This window comes from Gordonia polyisoprenivorans NBRC 16320 = JCM 10675, assembly GCF_000241325.1.
Taxonomy (GTDB): domain Bacteria; phylum Actinomycetota; class Actinomycetes; order Mycobacteriales; family Mycobacteriaceae; genus Gordonia; species Gordonia polyisoprenivorans.
The window spans coordinates 129,027-150,102 of record NZ_BAEI01000077.1; the positions used below are offsets into that span (position 1 = coordinate 129,027).

20 protein-coding genes and 1 riboswitch are annotated in these 21,076 nt (G+C 67.1%); of the genes, 13 read left to right on the forward strand and 7 right to left on the reverse strand.

Features of this window, described 5'->3' with window-relative positions:
• The first annotated feature begins 98 nt into the window (after positions 1-98).
• Positions 99-644, forward strand: coding sequence for a hypothetical protein (locus GOPIP_RS21450; RefSeq protein ID WP_006371905.1), 546 nt, complete (start codon positions 99-101; stop codon positions 642-644).
• Positions 645-844: 200 nt separating this feature from the next.
• Here the strand turns inward: GOPIP_RS21450 and GOPIP_RS21455 are convergent, their stop codons facing one another.
• Together GOPIP_RS21455 and GOPIP_RS21460 are read right to left on the reverse strand one after the other, a co-directional pair.
• Entirely contained in the window at positions 845-2,236 is a 1,392-nt protein-coding gene (locus GOPIP_RS21455) for an FAD-dependent oxidoreductase (protein ID WP_006371906.1), read from the reverse strand.
• A 157-nt stretch (positions 2,237-2,393) separates the two neighbouring features.
• Positions 2,394-3,446, reverse strand: coding sequence for an ABC transporter substrate-binding protein (locus GOPIP_RS21460; RefSeq protein WP_006371907.1), 1,053 nt, complete (start codon positions 3,444-3,446; stop codon positions 2,394-2,396).
• Positions 3,447-3,566: 120 nt separating this feature from the next.
• On the opposite strand from GOPIP_RS21460, the gene GOPIP_RS21465 reads away from it, so the two are divergent.
• Genes GOPIP_RS21465 through GOPIP_RS21485 form a run of 5 tightly spaced genes read left to right on the forward strand, consistent with a single transcriptional unit; the run spans position 3,567 to position 6,999 of the window.
• Positions 3,567-4,061 carry an Rv0361 family membrane protein gene (locus tag GOPIP_RS21465; RefSeq protein WP_006371908.1) on the forward strand — a complete coding sequence of 165 codons (495 nt, stop codon included), beginning with the start codon at positions 3,567-3,569 and terminating at the stop codon, positions 4,059-4,061.
• The gene (locus GOPIP_RS21470; RefSeq protein ID WP_006371909.1) at positions 4,058-4,471 is read left to right on the forward strand and encodes a rhodanese-like domain-containing protein; all 414 of its coding nucleotides are present in this window, start codon (positions 4,058-4,060) and stop codon (positions 4,469-4,471) included. The genes GOPIP_RS21465 and GOPIP_RS21470 overlap by 4 nt, the downstream gene beginning before the upstream one ends.
• Positions 4,468-5,667, forward strand: a complete 1,200-nt coding sequence (locus tag GOPIP_RS21475; RefSeq protein ID WP_006371910.1) for an O-succinylhomoserine sulfhydrylase — start codon at positions 4,468-4,470, stop codon at positions 5,665-5,667. The genes GOPIP_RS21470 and GOPIP_RS21475 overlap by 4 nt, the downstream gene beginning before the upstream one ends.
• Positions 5,668-5,689: 22 nt before the next feature.
• Positions 5,690-6,523 (forward strand): hypothetical protein, encoded by an 834-nt coding sequence (locus GOPIP_RS21480; protein ID WP_240524002.1) that lies wholly within the window; start codon positions 5,690-5,692, stop codon positions 6,521-6,523.
• Positions 6,517-6,999 (forward strand): GNAT family N-acetyltransferase, encoded by a 483-nt coding sequence (locus tag GOPIP_RS21485; RefSeq protein WP_006371912.1) that lies wholly within the window; start codon positions 6,517-6,519, stop codon positions 6,997-6,999. Before GOPIP_RS21480 ends, GOPIP_RS21485 begins: the two co-directional genes overlap by 7 nt.
• 30 nt (positions 7,000-7,029) lie before the next feature.
• Here GOPIP_RS21485 and GOPIP_RS21490 read toward each other — a convergent pair whose 3' ends face one another.
• Positions 7,030-9,411, reverse strand: a complete 2,382-nt coding sequence (locus tag GOPIP_RS21490) for a serine/threonine-protein kinase (RefSeq protein WP_006371913.1) — start codon at positions 9,409-9,411, stop codon at positions 7,030-7,032.
• A 94-nt stretch (positions 9,412-9,505) separates the two neighbouring features.
• Complete coding sequence (locus tag GOPIP_RS21495; RefSeq protein ID WP_006371914.1) at positions 9,506-10,603, reverse strand: isochorismate synthase; 1,098 nt, start codon at positions 10,601-10,603, stop codon at positions 9,506-9,508.
• A 90-nt stretch (positions 10,604-10,693) separates the two neighbouring features.
• Positions 10,694-10,807, forward strand: a riboswitch (SAM riboswitch).
• Positions 10,808-10,824: 17 nt separating this feature from the next.
• Here GOPIP_RS21495 and GOPIP_RS21500 point away from each other — a divergent pair.
• Both GOPIP_RS21500 and GOPIP_RS21505 read left to right on the forward strand, forming a co-directional pair.
• Complete coding sequence (locus tag GOPIP_RS21500) at positions 10,825-12,129, forward strand: aminotransferase class V-fold PLP-dependent enzyme (protein ID WP_006371915.1); 1,305 nt, start codon at positions 10,825-10,827, stop codon at positions 12,127-12,129.
• Positions 12,126-12,557 carry a hypothetical protein gene (locus GOPIP_RS21505; RefSeq protein ID WP_006371916.1) on the forward strand — a complete coding sequence of 144 codons (432 nt, stop codon included), beginning with the start codon at positions 12,126-12,128 and terminating at the stop codon, positions 12,555-12,557. The genes GOPIP_RS21500 and GOPIP_RS21505 overlap by 4 nt, the downstream gene beginning before the upstream one ends.
• A gap of 19 nt (positions 12,558-12,576) precedes the next feature.
• On the opposite strand, the gene alc is transcribed toward GOPIP_RS21505, so the two are convergent.
• The gene (alc, locus tag GOPIP_RS21510) at positions 12,577-13,560 is read right to left on the reverse strand and encodes an allantoicase (RefSeq protein ID WP_006371917.1); all 984 of its coding nucleotides are present in this window, start codon (positions 13,558-13,560) and stop codon (positions 12,577-12,579) included.
• 186 nt (positions 13,561-13,746) lie between these two features.
• Here alc and GOPIP_RS21515 point away from each other — a divergent pair, with 186 nt between their 5' ends.
• Together GOPIP_RS21515 and GOPIP_RS21520 are read left to right on the forward strand one after the other, a co-directional pair.
• The gene (locus GOPIP_RS21515; RefSeq protein WP_006371918.1) at positions 13,747-14,277 is read left to right on the forward strand and encodes a MarR family winged helix-turn-helix transcriptional regulator; all 531 of its coding nucleotides are present in this window, start codon (positions 13,747-13,749) and stop codon (positions 14,275-14,277) included.
• The gene (locus GOPIP_RS21520; protein ID WP_006371919.1) at positions 14,274-15,986 is read left to right on the forward strand and encodes an MDR family MFS transporter; all 1,713 of its coding nucleotides are present in this window, start codon (positions 14,274-14,276) and stop codon (positions 15,984-15,986) included. The genes GOPIP_RS21515 and GOPIP_RS21520 overlap by 4 nt, the downstream gene beginning before the upstream one ends.
• 88 nt (positions 15,987-16,074) lie before the next feature.
• On the opposite strand, the gene GOPIP_RS21525 is transcribed toward GOPIP_RS21520, so the two are convergent.
• Positions 16,075-16,587: an inorganic diphosphatase gene (locus GOPIP_RS21525; protein ID WP_006371920.1), complete on the reverse strand. Its 513-nt coding sequence runs from the start codon at positions 16,585-16,587 to the stop codon at positions 16,075-16,077.
• Between the two features lie 159 nt (positions 16,588-16,746).
• Here GOPIP_RS21525 and dacB point away from each other — a divergent pair, with 159 nt between their 5' ends.
• Genes dacB through tilS form a run of 3 tightly spaced genes read left to right on the forward strand, consistent with a single transcriptional unit; the run spans position 16,747 to position 20,170 of the window.
• The gene (gene dacB / locus GOPIP_RS21530) at positions 16,747-18,174 is read left to right on the forward strand and encodes a D-alanyl-D-alanine carboxypeptidase/D-alanyl-D-alanine endopeptidase (RefSeq protein ID WP_006371921.1); all 1,428 of its coding nucleotides are present in this window, start codon (positions 16,747-16,749) and stop codon (positions 18,172-18,174) included.
• Positions 18,165-19,241 (forward strand): Rv3626c family coenzyme F420 biosynthesis-associated protein, encoded by a 1,077-nt coding sequence (locus tag GOPIP_RS21535; RefSeq protein WP_006371922.1) that lies wholly within the window; start codon positions 18,165-18,167, stop codon positions 19,239-19,241. The genes dacB and GOPIP_RS21535 overlap by 10 nt, the downstream gene beginning before the upstream one ends.
• Positions 19,220-20,170 carry a tRNA lysidine(34) synthetase TilS gene (gene tilS, locus GOPIP_RS21540; protein WP_006371923.1) on the forward strand — a complete coding sequence of 317 codons (951 nt, stop codon included), beginning with the start codon at positions 19,220-19,222 and terminating at the stop codon, positions 20,168-20,170. The genes GOPIP_RS21535 and tilS overlap by 22 nt, the downstream gene beginning before the upstream one ends.
• Positions 20,171-20,205: 35 nt before the next feature.
• On the opposite strand, the gene GOPIP_RS21545 is transcribed toward tilS, so the two are convergent.
• The gene (locus tag GOPIP_RS21545; protein WP_035728617.1) at positions 20,206-20,952 is read right to left on the reverse strand and encodes a DUF8020 domain-containing protein; all 747 of its coding nucleotides are present in this window, start codon (positions 20,950-20,952) and stop codon (positions 20,206-20,208) included.
• Positions 20,953-21,076 lie beyond the last annotated feature (124 nt).

Genomic DNA, 21,076 nt, shown 5'->3' on the forward strand with positions numbered 1-21,076 from the left:
AAGGAGACGTACGCATTTCGGCGCGGGGGCGTCGTAGGAGTTCGCAGCCTCGGGGTCGTCCACGGTTTCGGGGCCCGCTCGACGAAGAAGGAGTCGACATGAAGAAGACGATGAAGCGAGCCGTCGCGGCGGTTGCGGTTGCCGCCGGTATCGCCGGGGGCTCGATGGCTGCCGCAGGCGAAGCGCAGGCCGCAACCGGTCCGGGTGACCTGGCGCTGTTCGGCGGGGTGAACTGCTACTGGAAGAACTGGGGACCCACCTGGGACAACCTGCCGGGTTGGCGTATGCATCGCTGGATCAGTGTCCGCAACATCGGCGGCGCCACCATGCACAACGTCACCATCACCGAACTCGGTGGGGCCGCGATTCGGGTGCCCGCGCGCACCAAGGCGCAGGCCATCGCCGCGGGTGCGGTTCCGTCGACCGCGCGGAACACCGTCTCGGGTGAGCTCCTGCCCGGTCAGGCCTTCCAGCCGACACAACTCGAGACCACCTGGGTTGGCTGCTGGCCGTCCTCGATCTCCGGCTACACCATCGGCTCCGAGGTCGAGAACCCGACCAACAACTTCGGTTTCTGGGCCAACGTGCAGCAGGCGCCCGGCAACCAACAGACAGTGCCCGACGCGCCCAGCGGCACCAACTGATCTCTCACAGTCAGCGAGGGGCGAGGCGGATCTCCGTCTCGCCCCTCGCTGTGTGTGTCTGGCTTCTTCCCAAGGCTTTTCGTTCGTCCCCTGGAAATTGCTTGGGGACGAACGGAAAAGTGGGGGAAGAAGATTCTTCCCCCACTTTCGTCAGCCGTGTCTCTGGAGTGAGTGTCAGGCCTTTTGAACCCCTGACGTAGTCAGGCCTTTTGAATCTTGTGCGGCTCCGAGGCGGCGAGCATGTCCTCACGTTCGACGACCTTGACGCGCTCGCGGCCCTGTTCGGCGCCCAGGGAACGCTCGTGCTCGTCGAGTCGGTACCAGCCGTCCCAGGTGGTGAACGGGATGCCCTTGGACTCGAGCAACTCGATGACGGCGTCCTCGGCGGGATGGGCGGGCTCGAGCAGCGCGCCGTTGGTCATGTCCTCGATGATGCAGTCGACGGTCTCGTTGGCGTCGCCCTTGGTGTGGCCGATGAGCCCGACGGGTCCGCGCTTGACCCACCCGGTGGTGTAGAGCCCGGTCAGGTGGGCGCCTTCGTCGAAGATTCGTCCGGCCTCGTTCGGGATGACGCCGGCCTGGCTGTCGAACGGGATCTGCGGCAGGTTGTCCGAGAGATAGCCGACGGCCCGGTAGACCGCGGTGACGTCCCAATCGGTGAACTTGCCGGTCGGTTTGACGTTGCCGGTGCCGTCAAGCTGGGTGCGTTCGGTGCGCAGACCGACGACCTTGCCGTCCTCACCGAGGATCTCGGTGGGGCTCTCGAAGAAGTGCAGGAACAGTTTGTGGATGGCGCCCTGCTTGGGGTCGCGGATCGCGTAGTTCTCGATGATCGTGGCGACCTGGTCGGTGATCTTCGACCCGCGGCGCGCCACAGCGGAGCCCTCGTCGTAGTCGATGTCCTCGGGGTTCACGACGACCTCGATGTTCGGCGAGTGGTCGAGCTCCTTGAGCTCGAGCGGGGTGAACTTCGCCTGGGCGGGACCGCGACGACCGAAGACGTGCACCTCGACGGCCTTGTTGTTCTTGAGGCCCTGGTAGACGTTGTCGGGGATCTCGGTTGGCAGTAGTTCGTCGCCGGTCTTGGCGAGCACGCGTGCCACGTCGAGCGCGACGTTGCCGACGCCGATGACGGCGACCTTCTCCTCTTCGAGCGGCCATTCGCGCGGGAAATCGGGGTGACCGTCGTACCAGGCGACGAATTGCGCTGCGCCGTAGGAGCGTTCGAGGTCGACACCGGGAATTTCGAGAGCGCGGTCGTCGGTGGCGCCGGTGGAGAAGATCACCGCGTCGTAGTGCGACTTGAGCTCGTCGAGGGTGATGTCGGTGCCGTAGTCGATGTTGCCGAGCAGACGGACCTGCGGCTTGTCGAGGACCTTGTGCAGGGCGGTGATGATGCCCTTGATGCGGGGATGGTCGGGTGCGACGCCGTACCGGATGAGGCCGAAGGGCGCGGGCATGCGCTCGTAGAGGTCGATGGACACGCCGCGGTCCTTGGCGGTGTCGGACTTCATCAGGGCGTCGGCGGCGTAGATCCCGGCGGGACCCGCGCCGACGATGGCCACGCGCAGCGGGCGAGCTTGATCGGTCATGGAGTGTCAGTACCTCGGTTCTCGACGGAGATCAGACGCCCGCGGTACGAGGCGGTGCGTCGACGCTTATCCCTTCTACGGTAGGCCCTGGCAGCCCGTACCCAAAATCTGCGGTTAGGGTGACCTCACACCCGTCCGTGCCGTGTCAGTGCCGACGTCAGCTCGCGTGGCCCGCCGCGTCGGCGATCTGTGCGATCGATTGGTCGGCGATCCAGGGGATGGACAGCACGGTCGGCACGCCCATCGCGGTCCCGACCTCCTGGTTGATGTAGGTGGTGCGGCCGCCGGTGACGAACGGCTGGCCGGTCCAGTTGGCGTTCTTGCGGAGCTGGTCGTTGGCGCCCTGCCAGTCGAGGACGACGACGTCGGCCTGGTTCAGCATGCCGATGTTCTCTGCTGAGATCGAACCGTAGAACCCACTGGTGACCGCGGACTTCAAGCCCTCCGGGAAGGTCAGCCCGTAGCTTTCCAGGATCTGCTCGCGGCCGTCGCCGGGCCCGAAGATCGAGATGGTGCCGTCCGGCGAGGCGCTCACCGCGACCGCGGTCTTGCCCTCGAGCTGAGGATGCGCGGCGGCCAGGTCGGCGACGTGTTTCTTGGTCGCGGTGATCGTTTCGGTGGCCTTGTGCGGGAGGCCGACGGCCCGCCCGATCTCGGCGGCCTGCACGTCCCACGGCACCTGCCAATCCGGGTAGTTCGTGGGCCGGGTGATGGTCGGGACCGCGGCGGCGAGTTTGTCGTACTGCTCCTTGGTGGGCGCGGCGCCGACGGCGGTGATCAGGTCGGGATTCGTGGACAGCGCCTTGGCGATCTCGTTGCCGAACTGCTGCGAGGCCTCGGGCAGCGACACCGGCTCGTTGGAGCCGAGCAACTTCTCCGTCCACGGGGTCCGGACCTTCGCCGGCGTGCCGAACGGGGCCATGGCGACCGGCTGGAAGCCCAGCGCGAGCAGGGTGTCGCCGTCGCCCACCCCCATGGCGGCGACGCGGGTCACCGGCGTGGAGATGGTGGTCGAGCCGTAATTGTGCTCGATGGTGACCGGCAGCGCTCCGGCCTCGGGCGCTGGCGCACTCGACGACGCGGAATCGTCGGCGGGAGCGCTACAGCCCGCGAGTGCCACCGCTGCACTCAACGCCAGCCCGGCGATCGCGACGCCGGAGCGTCGGCCTCGATGTCGGCGGGCGAATCGGGCCGGTCGGGTGGGCACCATGGCGTCTCCTTCGTCGGATTCTGCATCCTTGGATAGCCTCACTTAACCACGTGTGACCGGCGGCACGGCCGGCCGAGGGCGCCCACTTCGCGTCCCGATTGCGTCGATACACTCGCCGACATGGCAAAACGCGCAGCCAAGCGGGCCGAGCCGGACGTCGTCCCGGACGAGCCGGCCACTCCGTCATGGCGCAACGCGTGGCCGTTCTGGGTCGCCCTGGTGGTCGTTGCACTCGCGGCCGGCGGGATCGCGCTCTCGTACGTGTTCCGTCCGGCGGAGGACCGGGCGAGTGACTCGGCGAAGGTGCAGTACGCGATCAACGATCTGTACACCGCGCGCAACAACGTCGACTACACAGCCTTTCGTGAGCACACCTGCAGCGCCGACCTGAATTCGGCAGGATTTCCATCGCAACCGGAGTTCGCGACGCAGAACCGACAATCGTTGGACACCAACGGGCGGATCGTGATTCCGACGATCAGCGACGTGCAGGTGTCCGGTGACCGGGCGACCGCGACGGTACATTGGCATTTCGACAAGAAGTCCGATCAGACGCAGACGACCAAGGTTGCCGCGATTCGGGAAGACGGGAACTGGAAGGTGTGCAAGCCATGACGTATGCCGGAGATCTGACTCCTACGCAGGCGTGGGAGAAGCTCGAGCAGAACCCGAAGGCCAAACTCGTCGACTGTCGCACCCGCGCCGAATGGTCCTTCGTCGGGGTTCCTGACCTCGAAATCCTAGGCAAGCAACCACTTTTCATCGAGTGGAACACCTTTCCCACCGGCACTCCGAATGAGGGGTTCATCGCCGAGTTGCGTGATGCCGGCGTGGCCGACGACGACGAGGTGATCTTCATCTGTCGCTCCGGGCATCGCTCGATCGGTGCCGCCGAGGCGGCCACGGCCGACGGTGTCGCCAAGGCGTACAACATCGTCGACGGCTTCGAGGGGCCGCTCGACGAATTCGATCACCGTGGTTCCAAGGGTTGGCGTGCCCTCGACCTTCCGTGGAGGCAGTCGTGAGCCGAGGTCTGCCGGAGGGGGTTTCGGCCGAGACGCTCTCGGTCCGGGGCGGGCTCGATCGGTCGGGTTTCTTCGAGACCTCCGAGGCGCTGTATCTGACGAGCGGCTATGTCTACGACTCGGCCGAAGCCGCCGAGCGTGCGTTCACCGGTGAGGACGAGCGCTTCGTCTACTCCCGGTACGGCAATCCGACCGTCGAGATGTTCCAGGAGCGGCTGCGGCTGATCGAGGGTGCCGAGGCATGTTTCGCCACCGCGAGCGGAATGGCCGCAGTCTTCGTGTCGTTGGGTGCGCTGCTGAAGGCCGGCGACCGATTGGTCGCCGCACGCAGTCTGTTCGGTTCGTGCTTCGTCGTCGCCAACGAGATCTTGCCCCGGTGGGGTGTGCACACCGACTTCGTCGACGGCGAAGACCTCGAGCAGTGGGAGCAGGCGTTGTCGACGCCCGCCGAGGCGGTGTTCTTCGAGACCCCGTCGAATCCGATGCAGAGCCTCGTCGACGTTGCGAAGGTCTCCGAGCTCGCACACGCTGCAGGAGCAAAGGTGGTGCTGGACAACGTGTTCGCCACCCCGTTGTTGCAGCAGGGACTGGACCTGGGGGCCGATGTCATCGTCTACTCCGGCACCAAGCACATCGACGGCCAGGGCCGGGTGATGGGCGGTGCGGTGCTCGGTACCAAGGAGTACATCGACGGGCCGGTGCAGACCCTGATGCGCCACACCGGACCTGCGCTCTCTCCGTTCAACGCGTGGACCCTCGTCAAGGGACTCGAGACGCTCAAGCTACGCGTCGATGCCTCGGTGGCCTCGGCGCTGCGGATCGCGGAGTTCCTGGAGGCCGACCCGCGTGTGCGGTGGACCAAATACCCCTTCCTCACCTCGCACCCGCAGTACGAGCTGGCGACCGCACAGATGTCCGGCGGTGGCACGGTGGTGACCTTCGAACTCAACGACCGTGACGGCGTCGACGGCAAGAAGCGTGCCTTCGAGGTCCTCAACGCTCTGCGCGTGATCGACATCTCGAACAACCTCGGTGACTCCAAGTCGCTGATCACGCATCCGGCGACCACCACACATCGGGCCATGGGGCCGGATGGGCGCGCCGCAATCGGTTTGAGCGACTCCGTCGTTCGGCTCTCGGTGGGGCTCGAGGGGATCGACGACCTGCTCGCGGATCTGGATCAGGCGCTGGGGTAGCTCGGGGATGGGGGTCTCGTGGGTGGAACTGATCGGGCGCAATGCGGCGTCCGGCTCGGTGATGGTCTCGGGAGCCCTCAGATCCCTCGGCTCGGATCGCGGAACCGAACTCGATGAGTCCTATCGGTTCTGGTATGCGCCGACCGATCGGTGGCGTATCGAGATCGATGGTGAGCCGGTGTATCTCAGCGGTCGTGACAGATCGCTGGTGCGCATCGACGGCCACATGACGCTGCTGGACGGCGATATCAGGATGCCGATACTCGGTCGCGGGGTCAGCCCGTTGCAGCTACTCGGTCAGAACTCATTGCTGCACAGCATGAGTCGTGACGTCGTCGTGCGCGACGAGCCACGAGCGGTGGATGTCGGTGGCCGTCGAGCCTGGGCGGTGTTGGTGGGGGACCGCTCCGGAAAGAACGGTGAGATCTCCATCGACGAGTCGACCGGGGTGATCGTGCGGCTTACGATGTCGGCCGGTTCGGGATCGTCGGAAGTCGTCGAGCTCACCGAGCATGCCTCGCTCCCGGACGGACTCTTCGAGTGGGATGGGCCGGTTGTCGAAGCGCCTTCGCCACGCGGGCGCCGGGCACGACCGGATCCTGAGGTCGGGCGGCAGGAGCGATCAGAGGTGTTGCGTGCCTGCGTGACAGCGCTCGATCGTTCCGCAGAGGTTCTCTCGCTCATGCAACGTGCCGAATCCGAGGAGGATGCAATCCGGCGGCTGGTGTCGGAGCTCGGCGTGACGACCGTCGGAGCGCAGGCGATCGCAGCGATGCAGATGTCGACGTTCCGACCGGATATTGCGGACCAGCTTCGTCGAGCGCTGGCCGACGACGAGAACAACCGTCGATGCTGATCCGGCGAGCCACCGCCGCCGACGCGCTTCCGGTGGCGCGGGTGCACGTGCGTTCGTGGCAGCGTGGCTACCACGGATTGCTGCCCGACGCCGAACTGCGGGCGATGCGCCCGGAAGACCGCGCCGAGCACTACACCTTTGACGACGACCGCGGGCCCCACACCTGGGTTGCCGAATCATCCGGCCGTATCACCGGTTTCGTGACCATCGGCGAACTCGACGGGCATGCCACGGTGATGGCTCTCTACGTCGATCCGGATCACTGGCGGTCGGGGATCGGGTCGGCCCTCATGGATCACGCGGAGGCGGAGATCGCCCGTCAGGGCTATCCGGTCGCCCGGCTGCACGTGCTGAAGGGCAATGAGCGAGCCATGGACTTCTACGCCGAACGTGGCTGGGCTCCCACGGGGCAGGTGCGGTCGGGGAAGGTCTGGGGAGTGCACATCGATGAGGTCGAGTACGAGAGGCCGTGCTGAGCAGACATTTCCACCGGTAATCTGCGTCCGTCAGATGATGCGACTCGTGCCGATGAAGACCATCCCGGCGAAACCCTCCGGAGTGCCCTGGCTGTTCAGGTCCCACAACTGGTTGCCGTCCGAACCGTAAGCCGTCAAGGTCGTGGTGCAGTCGTTTGCAAGGTAAATAGGTGTCTCACAAGAGTTTTCGGAGCTCGACGCAAAGGCTGTTCGGGTGCCGTCGTCGGCGATCAGGCTCTGCGACCGGAGGTCGGTTAAGACGTGGTCGGGGACGAATCCGGAGTAGAGGGCAAGCGCGTGGGACTCTGTTTCCCTGGAAGTGCCGGAATTGTTGGTCGTCAGTGTCAGCTGCGCTGCGGTTCCCACGCCGACGGCCGTCGACGACGAGTCTCTGCCACCGCCGGTCTCGCTCTGCCAGAGAATGGTTCCGGTGGCGGGATTCGCCACTCCGATGGTGGTTGTCGTCTGAGGTATGCGGTCGATGTCACCCTTGCTGAGAACTGGTAGTGACGGACCGGCTGCGGGTAGTGCATTGATCCCGGCGCGTAGCGGTGTTCCGATCGGATGCCAGTCGGATGCGCCAACGGCGGTTCGCTTGCCGTCCAGATCGTAGTATTCGGGACCGTTGGCTCCGTCCACCACGAAACCCCCAGGGAAAGGCGCCCACGCCGGAGACTCTTCCCATTCTTGGAGCACGCGGTGATAGAGGACCTTGCCGTCAGATGCGCGGCGGATCTCGACTGCGGGGCCCTGGAAGGAACCTGGCTGTTGTACCGGATTGATCAGCGCACTCCCGCTGCCGGTCGCCGGAAGCGCATACTCGCGCGAGTCTTCCTGCCATCGAACCCTTCCGGAGGAGTCGACGCTCATCACCGTCGTCCGGTTGGCGTCGTCGCCCGGGGATTGCTTCAGCGCGAAGAAGCCGGTGTCGGCGGCGACCATCTGGTCGGCGGTCACCTGGCCGACGACGGTTCCTCGTTGTAGGTCGAGCAGAACTTCCGTCGTGTTGGTCATCGGGCAGGCAGCAATCGTCGCGGCGACGACACAGGGTTGGGCGACGTAGCCGTCGGGGCCCATGACCGGCACGGAGATGCTCCGCAACACTTTTCCGGTGTTGGCGTCGAGGACGTCGAATACCGCGGGTTCGGATCCCTCGGTGACCGCGTCGTGCGCGCCGATCGCCAGTTGGATGGTGCCGCCGAGAATCCCCGCGCCGGAATACGTCCATTTCACCCGCGCCGGTTTGGTGGCCAGGGACGGGCTCAGCGGTGAGGCGGGAACATGTGTGAGATCGGCCAACTCGTGTGCGCCTGCCACCGACTTCTCGTAAAAATGCCATCCGAGTACTCCGCCGGTGATCGCGAGAACCGCGACCAGGCCGAGCACCAGGGCGATGGTGAGCCGACCGGGACGCCGGCGTCGCCGACGAGGCGGAGCCGGCACCGGCCACCCGGGCGCAGGGGCCTGTTGGACGGACCCGAAGACGACCGGCGGCCTGCCCGGATGGCCGGAATCCGGTTGCGGACGCACGGTCGGCGCCGGCGTCGGCGTCGGTGCCGAAATCGTTTGTCGCGGTGTCGAAGTAGTTTGTCGCAGTGCCACAGCCAATGCGTTGGCGAACTCCGAACTCGAGGAGAAGCGGCGCGCGGGGTCCTTGTCGGTGGCGCGGGTGAGGACCGCGTCGACGTCGTGGGAGAGTTCCGGCCGGGTGTGTCGCAGACTGGGTAGTGGTTGTTCGAGGTGGCGGGTGATGACTGCCACCGCGTTGGTGTCCTCGTGCGGTGGATGCCCGGCGAGTAAGTGAAAAGCGGTGCAAGCCAGGGAGTACTGGTCGGATCGGCTGTCGAGGGAGAGGCCGCGGAGTTGTTCGGGGGACGCGTAATCAAGCGTGCCGATGGTGGTGCCGGTCGCGGTGAGTCGGGTATTGGTGTCGGTACGGGTGTGGGCGATGCCGAAATCGGTCAGTTGTAATCGCCCGTTGGTCTCGATGAGGATGTTGGCGGGTTTGACGTCGCGGTGGACCAGGCCTCGGCTACCGGCGTAATCGAGCGCGTCGGCGACGGCAGCGACGATGCGTGCAACCTCGGGAGCGGGCATCGGGCCGTGAGTGCGTAGGACTTCGGAGAGGTCGGTGCCGTCGATGAGTTGCAGAGCGATCCAGAGGTGCCCATTGGCTTCGCCGCGGTCGTGAACGGTCACGATTCCGGGATGGGACAGGGTGGCGACAACGTCGGCTTCGCGTTCGAATCGGCGGCGGAATTGATCGTTGTCCGACAAGGAGGAGGCCAGCACTTTCAGTGCGTCGGATCGTGGCAGGCGTGGGTGTCGTGCGACGTAGACCTCACCCATTCCGCCTGCGCCGAGGAGACGTTCGATCGTGTATCCGGCGAAACTCGCTCCCGGTTGCAGCACTGGCCCTCCCCGCTCGATCAACGCGCCAATATATCCGACGTTCGGAGGTTGCAACACGCGCCCTCGCACCGTGTCGGTCTTGCGAATGACGACGTCACATTCCCGAGATTCCCAACGCTCGCAATACCGTCAGCAGCTTCGCGGTGGTCTCGGCGAGTTCGGCATCGGGATCGGAGTCGGCGACGATACCGCCGCCGGCCCACGTGCGAAAGGTTTGTCGGTCGGCGTCGAGTTCGAGGCAACGAATGGTGACCATCCACTCGCCGTCGCCACGCGCGTCGGCCCAGCCGACGGCGCCGGCGTAGAGTCCGCGGGGTTCCTCGTGATCCCGAATGAACTGTGCCGCAGCGTCGGTCGGTGTCCCGCACACCGCCGGGGTGGGGCTCAGGGCGAGGGCCAGGTCGAGTGCGCCGACATCCGGATCGGCGAGGCGGGCGCGGATCGGTGTGGCCAGATGCCACATCTCGCCGGTGGAGAGCAATTGAGGTCGGGTCGCGACGGAAAGCTCCTCGCTGATCGGCGCCAACCGTTCACGCAGATGCTCGACGACGAACGCATGCTCGCGATGGTCTTTTCCCGACGCGGCGAGCTTCTCCCGGGCCTCGCGATCGGCGTCCGGGTCCGACGAGCGTGGAGCCGAACCTGCATACGGATGACAGGTCACCTCGCGGCCACTCTTGTGCAGCAACAACTCCGGGCTCGCGCCGAGGAGCCACGAGTGGCCGCTGTCGACCGCGAACGCATTGTGCTCGGAGTTGCCGTGCGCCAGCGCGCCGAGGAGTTCATCGATCTCTACCGTCGAATCGAGCACCGCACCAACGGTTCTCGCGAGCACCACCTTGTCGAGGTCGCCGGCGTCGATGGCGGCCACCGCTCGCCGCACCCGCTCCCGATGTGTGGGGGCGTCGGGGATCTCGACGAAGTGGGTCAGTGAATGACGGACGGGGGCGCGCCCACCGAGCGCCTGTTCCCGATATAGCCGCGTGGGTGCGAACAGCGCGGCCGGATCTGCGGGGTCGAACGGGAGCGCACCGACCACCGACTCCACCGCACCGGATCGCAGCGCGTCGACGGCGTCGGAGACCGCGGTGAACCGTCGCGCGACGCCCTCGGCGCGAACCACCCCGTGCGGGCGCGACAACACGAACGGAGCAGGCCCCGTTCCCTCATCGTCCACACGTTCGCCGCTCACTCGACCAACCTAGCGCCGGACGGCGTCGGGATTTTGCCCACGCTGAGTGAAAATTGACACCCTCCCGCGTGATAGGCCACCCTTGGTGCAGGTCATGAGTGCCAGTGACAAGCCCCGGCTCGCTGGTCGGCAACCCTCCTCCGCGGTGGGGTGCTCCGGGTGACGACCTGGCCGTGTACCACCCGGACACGGCAAGCGTGGATTCCCAAGGAGATTTTTCGATGACTGCTGTCGTCACCCCCGCATCGATCGCCGCCACCGTGGGCGCAGATCCGTCGTCCATCGAGCCGCTCGCCGAGGTCGTCGGCGCAGGACAACAGGTGCCGCTCGTCGACGGGAGCGAGGTGGCCTACGCCAACCTCGACTATGCGGCGAGCGCCCCCGCCCTGACCGCGGTTGCCGACGCCGTCGCCGCGTCGCTGCACCAGTACGCCAGCGTCCACCGCGGCGCCGGCCATCTGTCCCAGGTCACCACCCGTCGCTACGAGCAGTGCCGGGAGACGGTGCGGCGCTTCGTGCGTGGGCGTGCCGACGACACCGTCGTGTTCACCCGCAACACCACCGACGCGATCAATCTGGCGGCCCACTGCACCCCTGGCGACGTCGTGGTTCTCGACATCGAGCACCACGCCAACCTGCTGCCGTGGGTCTCGCGCGACTCCGGGACGGCCCGCATCGTGACCGCGCGCCCGGGCATCGAGGACACCCTCGTCGCACTCGAATGCGAACTCGCGGCGGCGCCCGCGGCGTTGCTCGCGGTGACCGCGGCCTCCAACGTCACCGGGGAGGTCCTGCCGATCGGACGCATCGCCGCCATCGCGCACCGACACGGCGCGCACATACTCGTCGACGCAGCCCAGCTCGTCGCCCACCGGCCGGTGTCGATGGTCAGCCACGGTATCGACTACCTGGTGTTCTCCGGTCACAAGGTCTACGCGCCGTACGGCGCGGGAGTGCTCATCGGACGGTCGGATTGGCTCGACGCCGCCGACCCCTACCTCGCCGGCGGTGGGGCGTCGGCGCAGGTCAGCGTCGTCGACGGCCCCGACGAGAACTGCGCGGCCACCGCCTGGCACACCGGTGCCGCGCGACATGAAGCAGGGTCGCCGAATGTCTTGGGCGCCATCGCCATCGCTGCCGCCTGCGAGGCGATCACCGAGATCGGCTTCGAGGCGATCGGCCTGCACGAGCACGAATTGCGTTGCAGTCTCGACGACGGGCTCGCGAGCCTCGACGGCGTCGAGGAACTGCGCATCTTCGACGACATCACCGATCGCGTCGGGATTGCCGGGTTCGGCGTCGACGGTATTGCGCCGCGCGCCGTCGCCGAGTATCTCAGCAACGAACACGGCATCGGCGTGCGTGACGGAAAGTTCTGCGCCCACCCGATCCTCAATCGCCTCGGCCACCCCGACGGCGCCGTGCGCGCGAGCTTCGGCCTCGGCACCGGGGCCGCCGACATCGACCGCTTGATCGACGCTCTGGCACAACTGATCTCGACCTCACCCGGAGGGAACCCGGCATGACCATCGAACTCGATCGCATCAGCATCGGACGGCCATCGCTGCGGGTCGCGCTCGCCGACGACATTCCCGCCGACTCCTCGGCGATCGTCGTCCGTCGACCCACGCTGCGTGACGCCCAGCGGGCCCGCTCACTGCTGCGGGCCGGCACCCGTGACACCGCGAACTTCTCCGTCGCACTCGAGGTGGAGGTGGCGATCGCGCCCAGCGCCGCATCGGCGCGGGCGGCGGTCGCACACATCCCGGACGACATCGACGGCGGCACCGTGCGCTACGTCGGCACGCCGAGCGGTCTGGTGACCCTCATCCGCGACATCTACGCGGCCGAGGTCGCCGACGCCGTCATCCTCGTTTCACTCGACGGTTCGGCGACGCGGCACCGCGTGCGCGAGCTGGTGTTGCCGTCGTTCGCGGAGCGGCGCGCGGCTTGATATCTCTGCGCAGGAGTGCTCAGGCCTCGCCGCGCTCCCACTGCTCGACGAGCTCGGTCTGCGCCTCGTCGGTCAGCAGGCCGTACAGCTTGAGTCGGGCCATGCCGCCGTCGGGATAGACATCGATGCGCGCCTCGGTCATCGGGCGGTCGAGATCGATGACGAACCGGTGACGGGTGTCGGGCTGTAAGTCGGTGCGGCCCAACACCTCGAACCACTCGCCGTCCTCGCCATCGCGGCCGCGGACCATCGCCGCGCCGGGCGCGTTGCCCAGGAAGTAGCTGGTGTCGAGTTCGACGAGACTCACCCGGCCCTGCCCGGCCAGGCGCACCTGCACCCAGTCGTTGCCGTCGTCGCGCCGACGCGAGGTCTCCCACCCCTCGCCCATGTGCCGTGCACGGCCGGGCATGAGCAAATTGTTGGGCGAGCTGTAGAACATGTTGGAGCAGGCCGTGATCAGGCCACCGTTCTCCAGCGCGGCCAGATCGAAATGGCCGTAACGGAAGAAGTGCGGGTTGGGTACGCCGCGCCCGTGCACCCGGAATCGGGCCACACCGCCGTCGGGATGCATCGTCAGACGCACGTGGGTGAAGCGGTCCTTCGCATCGACCCGGAACGGGTTGCGGGTGTCGCCGTCGACGGGGCTCTTCTCGACGATGGTGACCCACTCGGTATCGGTCAGCAGCTCGTCGACGGAGACGACGCCCTCCTTGGCGGCGGCCTCGACGGAGATGAACGGCGGATAGTTGCCCTTGAACCACGCGGTGTCGACGACGACGCCGTAGATGACACCCGGCGCGCCGAGCCGGACGATCGCCTGATCGACTCCCGCCTCCCGCCTCCGTCGTGTCTCCCAGCCGTCGTAGATCTGACCCTTGTGACCGAACGTCGCGGGCTGATACTGCGCCGGGGGTGTCTTGATCAGGTTCTGTGCCTCGGCGAAGAGGTCGTCGTTGGTCCACACGACGGCGCCGCCCAGGTCCCGTAAGGCCAGGTCAGGCATGGACGTGAAGTGCGGACGGTTACCCGATGACGTCGGTGGGGGTACAGGGGTCACGACCGTCGATCCTAATGGGATTTGCCACGACGACGAACTCGAGCGCATACTTGCGGCCGCCAACTACATGTAGCCAACAACTAGTTGTAGTCGGCAAGGAAATCGGACATCGTCATCGATCGGGGGATCGGCATGCTCGGAGATCGCGACATCGATCAGCTCTTCGACACACTCGCGCGTTACATCCGTATCCGCGACCGCGCGGTCCACACGACCTTCCGTACGCCCGACGGTGAGTTCGAGACGGCGGCCTTCAAGGGCCTGTTCCATCTGGCCAAACGCCCGATGCGCTCGCGAGAGCTGGCCGCGGAACTCGGCGCCGATCCGTCGACGGTCAGCAGGCACGTCAGTCAACTCGTCGACCTCGGGCTCATCCGACGCGAAGCCGACCCGCACGACGGGCGCGCGACGCTGCTCGTCGTCACCGACGCCGGACGTGACCGCGTCGAGTCGATGCGCGCGGGCCGCCGCTCGGCGGTGAACTCCGCGATGAGCGAGTGGTCTGCCGACGAAATGGCGACCCTGGTAACCCTTCTCACCCGCTTCGTCGACGCCGCCGAGACCCTGGTCCCGCCCGCGTGCGAACGCCGGCCATCCGAGACGGCACCGGCGTCCGAATCACCACGTATCCCCCCAGCCCCTACGACCACGAGGAACTCATGACCAACGACAACGTCACCACCTCTGCGGTGAGTCCCCCGGAGGAGCACGCCGGAGCGGGACTCTCGCACCGGCAGATCCTGACGGTGCTGACCGGCCTGATGCTCGGCATGTTCCTCGCGGCGCTCGACCAGACGATCGTCTCGACCGCGATCCGCACGATCGCCGACGATCTGCAGGGCTACGACATGCAGGCCTGGGTCACGACGGCCTACCTGGTCACCTCGACCATCGTCACACCGCTCTACGGCAAGCTCTCCGACCTCTACGGGCGTAAGCCGTTCTTCCTGCTGGCCATCTCGATCTTCGTGATCGGTTCGCTGGCCTGCAGTATGGCGACCTCGATGTACGAGCTCGCCGCGTTCCGCGCCTTCCAGGGTCTCGGTGCCGGCGGCCTGTTCACCTTGGCGCTGACGACCATCGGCGATATCGTCCCGCCCCGCGAACGTGCCAAGTACCAGGGCTACTTCCTGGCCGTGTTCGGTACCTCCAGTGTGCTGGGACCGGTGCTCGGCGGACTGTTCGCCGGGCAGTCCTCGATCCTCTGGGTCTCCGGGTGGCGCTGGGTGTTCCTGGTCAATGTGCCGATCGGCATCCTCGCCCTCGCCGTGGTCTACCGGGTCCTCAACTACGACCAGAACAAGGGCGTCGGTGGCCGCACCGACTACTGGGGTGCCACCGCGCTGGCGGTGACCGTCGCACCGCTGCTGATCGTCGCCGAACAGGGCCGCGAATGGGGATGGCTGTCGGGCTGGTCCTGGCTGTGCTACATCGTCGGCGCGGTCGGGCTCGCGGTGTTCGTGTTCATCGAGCACCTGATGGGCGATGACGCGTTGATCCCGTTGCGCGTCTTCAAGAATCGCGTCTTCGCGCAGGGCATCGTCGTCTCGATGGTCGTCGGCGCGGTGATGTTCGGCGGCATCTCGATGCTGCCGCAGTACTTCCAGGTGCTGCGCGGGTCGAGCCCGATGGTCGCGGGCCTGCAGATGCTGCCGATGGTGCTCGGGCTGATGACCGGGTCGGTGCTGTCGGGTCAGCTGATCTCGCGGACCGGACGGTACAAGATCTTCACCATCCTGGGTTCGGTCCTGATCACGGTGATGATGTTCATGCTGCACACGGTCGGACTGTCGACGCCGGTGTGGCTGGTCATGATCTACGCGTTCTTCCTCGGCTTCGGGCTCGGTAACCTCATGCAGCCGATCACCCTGGCCATGCAGAACATCCTGCCGCCCAAGGACATGGGACTGTCGACGGGTACCGCGACCTTCTTCCGGCAGATCGGTGCGACGCTCGGTGTGGCCGTGTTCTTCTCGATGCTGTTCAGCTTGATGGGCCCCAACATCAAGGACGAGATGGTCACCGCGGCGGCGGCTCCGCAGTACCGCACCGCGGTGATGACCGCCGCGTCGAGTCCGGACCCGCAGGTCAGCGGATTCGCCAAGGGTCTCATCAGTGCGGCGCAGAATCCGGGTGCCGGGGGTGGCTCGGCATCGGAGAGCGTGATGTCGGATACCTCGGTGATCAGCAAGCTCCCCACCGAGCTGGCCCAACCGATCAAACAGGGCTTCGCCAACTCGATGGACCGCGTGTTCCTGACGGTCTCGATCATCTCGTTGCTCGCGATCATAGGCACCGTCACGTGGAAGGAATTGCCGCTGCGCAGGGGTAAACCGCTCGGCGACCCGGAGTCGACCGGCCCCGCGCAGTAGACACCGGCTCGGCCCCCGGCGTGAGAAGAAACGGCGCCCGCCCCCGCGATCGGGGGACGGGCGCCGTTCTCGTGCTCGAAAGCCAGCGTCAGCCGCGCGAGGGCTCGTTGGCGTCGTGTGGCTGCTTCTCGAGACGCTCGATGGCCTCCTGCGCCACCTTCTCCGCCTCGGCGGTACCAACCCAACCACCCGGGTTCACGTGCTTGCCGGGCTCGAGGTCCTTGTAGTGCTCGAAGAAGTGCGCGATCGCCTTGAGCTCGTACTCGGGGACGTCACCGATGTCCTGGATGTGATCCCAGCGCACGTCCTTGGCCGGGACGCACAGCAGCTTGTCGTCACCACCGGCCTCGTCGGTCATGGTGTACATGCCGACGATCCGGGCCCGGACGATCACACCGGGGTACACCGACTCCGGCAGCAGGACGAGGGCGTCGAGCGGGTCGCCGTCCTCGCCGAGCGTGTTGTCGATGTAGCCGTAATCGGCGGGGTAACCGAACGCGGTGTAGAGGTAGCGGTCGAGATAGATCTTGCCCGTCTCGTGGTCCACCTCGTACTTGTTGCGGCTTCCCTTGGGGATCTCGATGGTCACATCGAATTCCACGCGTCCTCCTTGATCGTGGCACTGTCGTTGGGGTGAGCGCGGCCGCCGCTGCCCGAAACGCCGGATGCAGGTATCGGCTCATCGTGCGAGTCGGCGGCGCGAATCGCCTCAACGATACTGTTAGGTCCACATGAAGGAACGTCGAGACCCGGAGGTTGTGTGGGTGCACATCACGGAAGCGCCGCGGTGAACCGGCCGCGGACGCGTCGTCGGCGCCTCATCTGGTCGTTGCTCTCGATCGCTCTGGTCGCCGTCATCGCGGTCGGCGGGGTGTTCACCTACCTGCAGCTGACCAAACCCGACCCACTTCCGCCGGGCACCCCCGACCGGCCCGCGCCGATCGCCTTCACGCCCGCCATCGACCCGGTGTCGGCGACCGCGCCCGAACCGACCCCGGCCGGGGTCCAGCGAGCCATCGCCGCGTCGCTCAAAGCGCCCGCACTGGGCACCCTCACCGGCCAGATCAGCGACGCGCTGACCGGGACGGTGCTGTGGTCGCAGGGCGCCGACCAGCCGCGCACCCCGGCGTCGAACGCGAAAATCCTCACCGCGGCGGCGGTGCTGCTCGCCCTGCCCCACGATCAGCGCATCACCACCACCGTGCTCGCCGGGCCCGACGGGCAGATCATCCTCAAGGGCGCGGGGGACCCGACGCTCAGCGCCCAGCCGCCCGGGGTCGACACCTTCTACACCAACCCGGCCCGGATCTCGCAGCTCGCCGACCAGATCAAGAACTCCGGGGTCGACGTGCGGTCGGTGGCCGTGGACGTCAGCGCGTACACGGGACCGTCGATGGACCCGACGTGGGATCGCGCCGACATCGCCGGCGGCGACATCACCCCGATCCAGCCGCTCATGATCGACGGCGGCCGCACCGCGCGACCGCTCGACGAGTACTCGCCGCGCGTCGCCGACCCGGCGGTCGCCGCAGGCAAGGCGCTCGCCACGGCCCTCGGGGTGTCGACCGACGTCACCGAGACGACCGCGCCGGCGGGTGCGCAGACCCTCGCGAAGGTGTCCTCGGCCCCGTTGCTCACCCGCGTCGACGACATGAACCGCTTCTCCGACAACGTGATGGCCGAGGCGCTATCCATCGAGTTGTCGGTGTCCCAGGGTGGTCCGGCCACCTTGTCCGGAGGCGCCGCAGCGGTGGTGAAAACGTTGCGGGACAACGGTTTCGACACCTCCGGGGTGACCCTGCACGATTCGTCGGGGCTCTCGTATCAGAACAAGATCCCGGCCGCATTCCTCGACACCCTGATGGGCGCCATCAGCGGTCCCGACGATTCGAACAGCCCCAGTGGTGCCCGCAACGCCAAACTACGCCCGATCCTCGAGGGCCTGCCGATCGCCGGTGGCACCGGGACCCTCGCCGACCGCTTCGACGAACCGGACAACCCGGCAGCGGGCTGGGTGCGGGCCAAGACCGGAACTCTGACCGGCGTCAGTTCGTTGACCGGCATAGTGCAAACCGTCGATGGGCGGGTGTTGTCGTTCGCGTTGATGTCGGGGGGAACCTCCCCGGCCGACGCCCGCCCGGCACTCGACGCCATCCCCGGCGACCTGAGGGAGTGCGGATGTCGATAGATCACGCAGACCACGATCTGGAGTCGGTCGGCGCCAAGATCGACTGGGGCCTCGCGTCCACGGTGGGTAAGAAACTCTCGCGGCCCGGCCCGAAGATGACCGACTACACGCGGATGGCCGCCCGGGTCGAACTCGCCGACGCCGCGGTGCGCGCCGAGGCGCCGGTCCGCGAGGTCACCGGTCTCGCCGACGGCCTCGCGGTGCCCGCGGCACGCGTGCTCGAACGCGACGAATGGATCGACGCCGCAGGGCAATCCATGCGATCGATGCTCTCGGGGCCAGGTGGCGCCGACGACTCACCCGGTCTGAGCGGGCGCATCGGCGGGCTGCAGGCCTCGGGTCTGCTGGCCTTCCTCTCCACCGCGATCCTCGGACAGTACGACCCGTTCTCGCCGCCGGAGGAGTCGGTATCGGGGACCGCCGACGACCCGGGTGTGTTGATGCTGGTGCTGCCCAACATCGTCGGCGTCGAGCGGACGCTGAAGGTGGTCCCGTCGGACTTCCGGCTCTGGGTGTGTCTGCACGAGGTGACCCACCGGGTGCAGTTCTCGGCCAACCCGTGGTTGCGGCAGTACATGCTCGACAACATCGAGGTGCTGACCTCCGACGCCGGCGAGTCGATCTCCGACGTCGTCGAACGCATCACCGGCGCGCTCAAGGGCGGCAAGCCCCGGGAGAAGGGCGTGATCGGTGCGATGCAGTTGCTGCAGACGCCCGAACAGTACGACGCCTTCAATCGGATGCTGATGCTCGGCACCCTGCTCGAAGGCCACGCCGATCACGTGATGGACGCCGTCGGCCCGGCGCAGGTACCCACCGTGGCGTCGATCCGCGCGGCGTTCGACAAGCGGCGCACGGGACCGAAGAATCCGGTGCAACGCATCATCCGTGCCCTCATCGGTATGGATGCCAAACTGGCCCAATACATTCGGGGTAAGGCATTCGTCGACGAGGTGGTCTCGACGGTGGGCATGGAGTGCTTCAACACGATCTGGACCTCGCCGGAGACGATGCCGCTGCCCGCCGAGATCGACGAACCGGCGAAATGGATAGCGCGGGTGCTCTGACCCGGGCGGTCGAGCGATTCGCCGCCGACCACCTCGACGGCCACCGGCAGGTCTGCGTCGGACTCTCCGGCGGTCCGGATTCGCTGGCGCTGACCGCGGCCGCCGTGCGCGCCGGGTTCGAGGTTCGTGCGCTCGTCGTCGATCACCGGCTCCAGCATGGGTCGGCGCATGTCGCCGACGCCGCGGCCGTGGCGGCGCGCGGGCTCGGTGCCCGCGCGCAGCTGATCGAGGTGAGTGTCGGCACCGCGGGTGGGATGGAGGCAGCGGCCCGGACGGCCCGCTACGCGGCACTCGAGGAGGCCCGGGACGGATGGCCGGTGCTGCTCGGCCACACCGCCGACGATCAGGCCGAGACAGTTCTGCTCGGACTGGCACGCGGCTCGGGCGCGCGTTCGATCGCCGGGATGCGGGCGTGGTCGGCGCCGTGGGGAAGGCCCTTCCTGGGTGTCCGGCGTGCGCAGACCGTCGGTGCCTGCACCGAACTCGGGCTGGCTCCACATGCCGACGCGCACAACCGTGATCCCCGGTTCACCCGGGTGCGTCTGCGTTCGGAGGTCCTGCCGCTGCTCGACGACGTCGTCCACGGCGGTGTCGTCGAGGCGCTGTGCCGCACGGCCGATGCGTTACGCGCCGACACCGACGCCCTCGACGCGCTCGCCGAGGAGTATCACCGTGCCGCCCGCACCGACGCGGGCCTGGCGATCGAGCGGGTGCGAGATCTCGCCGCCGCGGTGCGGACCAGGGTGATCCGGCGGTGGCTTCTCGACGTCGGGGCCACCGAGCCGACGAGCCGGGTGATCGGTGCCGTGGACGCGTTGGTCGTCGATTGGCACGGTCAGGGCGGTGTCGCCGTCGGCGGCGATGGCGGGTCCCGACGTGAGGTCGCCCGGGTCGGCGACGTACTCACGGTGCGGGACTCACCGCGCTGACGTCGCCGGACCCGGGCGTGCGGGGTTGGACCGGCTCACTTCTGGGGTGAGCTGGTCCGGGGTGGGACGAACGGGGAGTTGATGGTCTGCAGGTACTGGATTCCCGCGACGACGAGGGTGCCGCCACCGCCGACGATCGTGCCCGCGACACCGCCGAGACCCGCTGCGGGGACGACGGCCACCAGGCAGCCGATGACCGCGGCGGCCAGTCCGATCGCGCAACCGATGACGCCGCCGACGATCGCGCCGATGATGGTGCCCACCAGTGTCCCGATCGTGGTGCCTGCGCCGAGGATTTGCATGAATTGCGCCAATGCCTGATTGTCGCGTTCCTGCCGGGTCGTCGGGGCGTCGACGAGTTGCTTTCCTGCGGCGGCGCGAACGGGTTCCACCAATTGTGGATCGATTGATCGTGAGTCGGCCACGCGGTGTGACGGAATGAGTGTCACCGAATTGCCGGAAATCTGCGCCGCAATCGGGTACTCCCGGTCCTCGAGGCGGTAGCTCAACGGCATTTGGAAAACCGCCGAACCGGCATTGTCGACGATTGCCAGAGAGTTCTGGCCACGCTTGAATGTGCCGTGTTGCAACGTCAGGGTGAGCGACGTGCTGGTGCTCGACAGCGTGTAGCCCACCGGGGTCGGCGGCGCTGCATTGGCCGGGGTCCCACGCGAAATCAACACCAGTGCAAGGGAAATCGCGACCAAGAGGATGATGCTGCGGTGCCGGGATCGGCCGCTCGGGCTCCTGTGGTCTGTCGGTGGTGGCGATGAGGTGTGCATGGGGTGTCCATTCGGCGGGTCGGTCCGATCCGGGCGACGAAGAATGCCGAGTGGGGCAAACGTGGACGTCATCGTCCGGGCGGAATGATGGAATCCGGACATTGCCGGGGCATGTCCGGGGTTT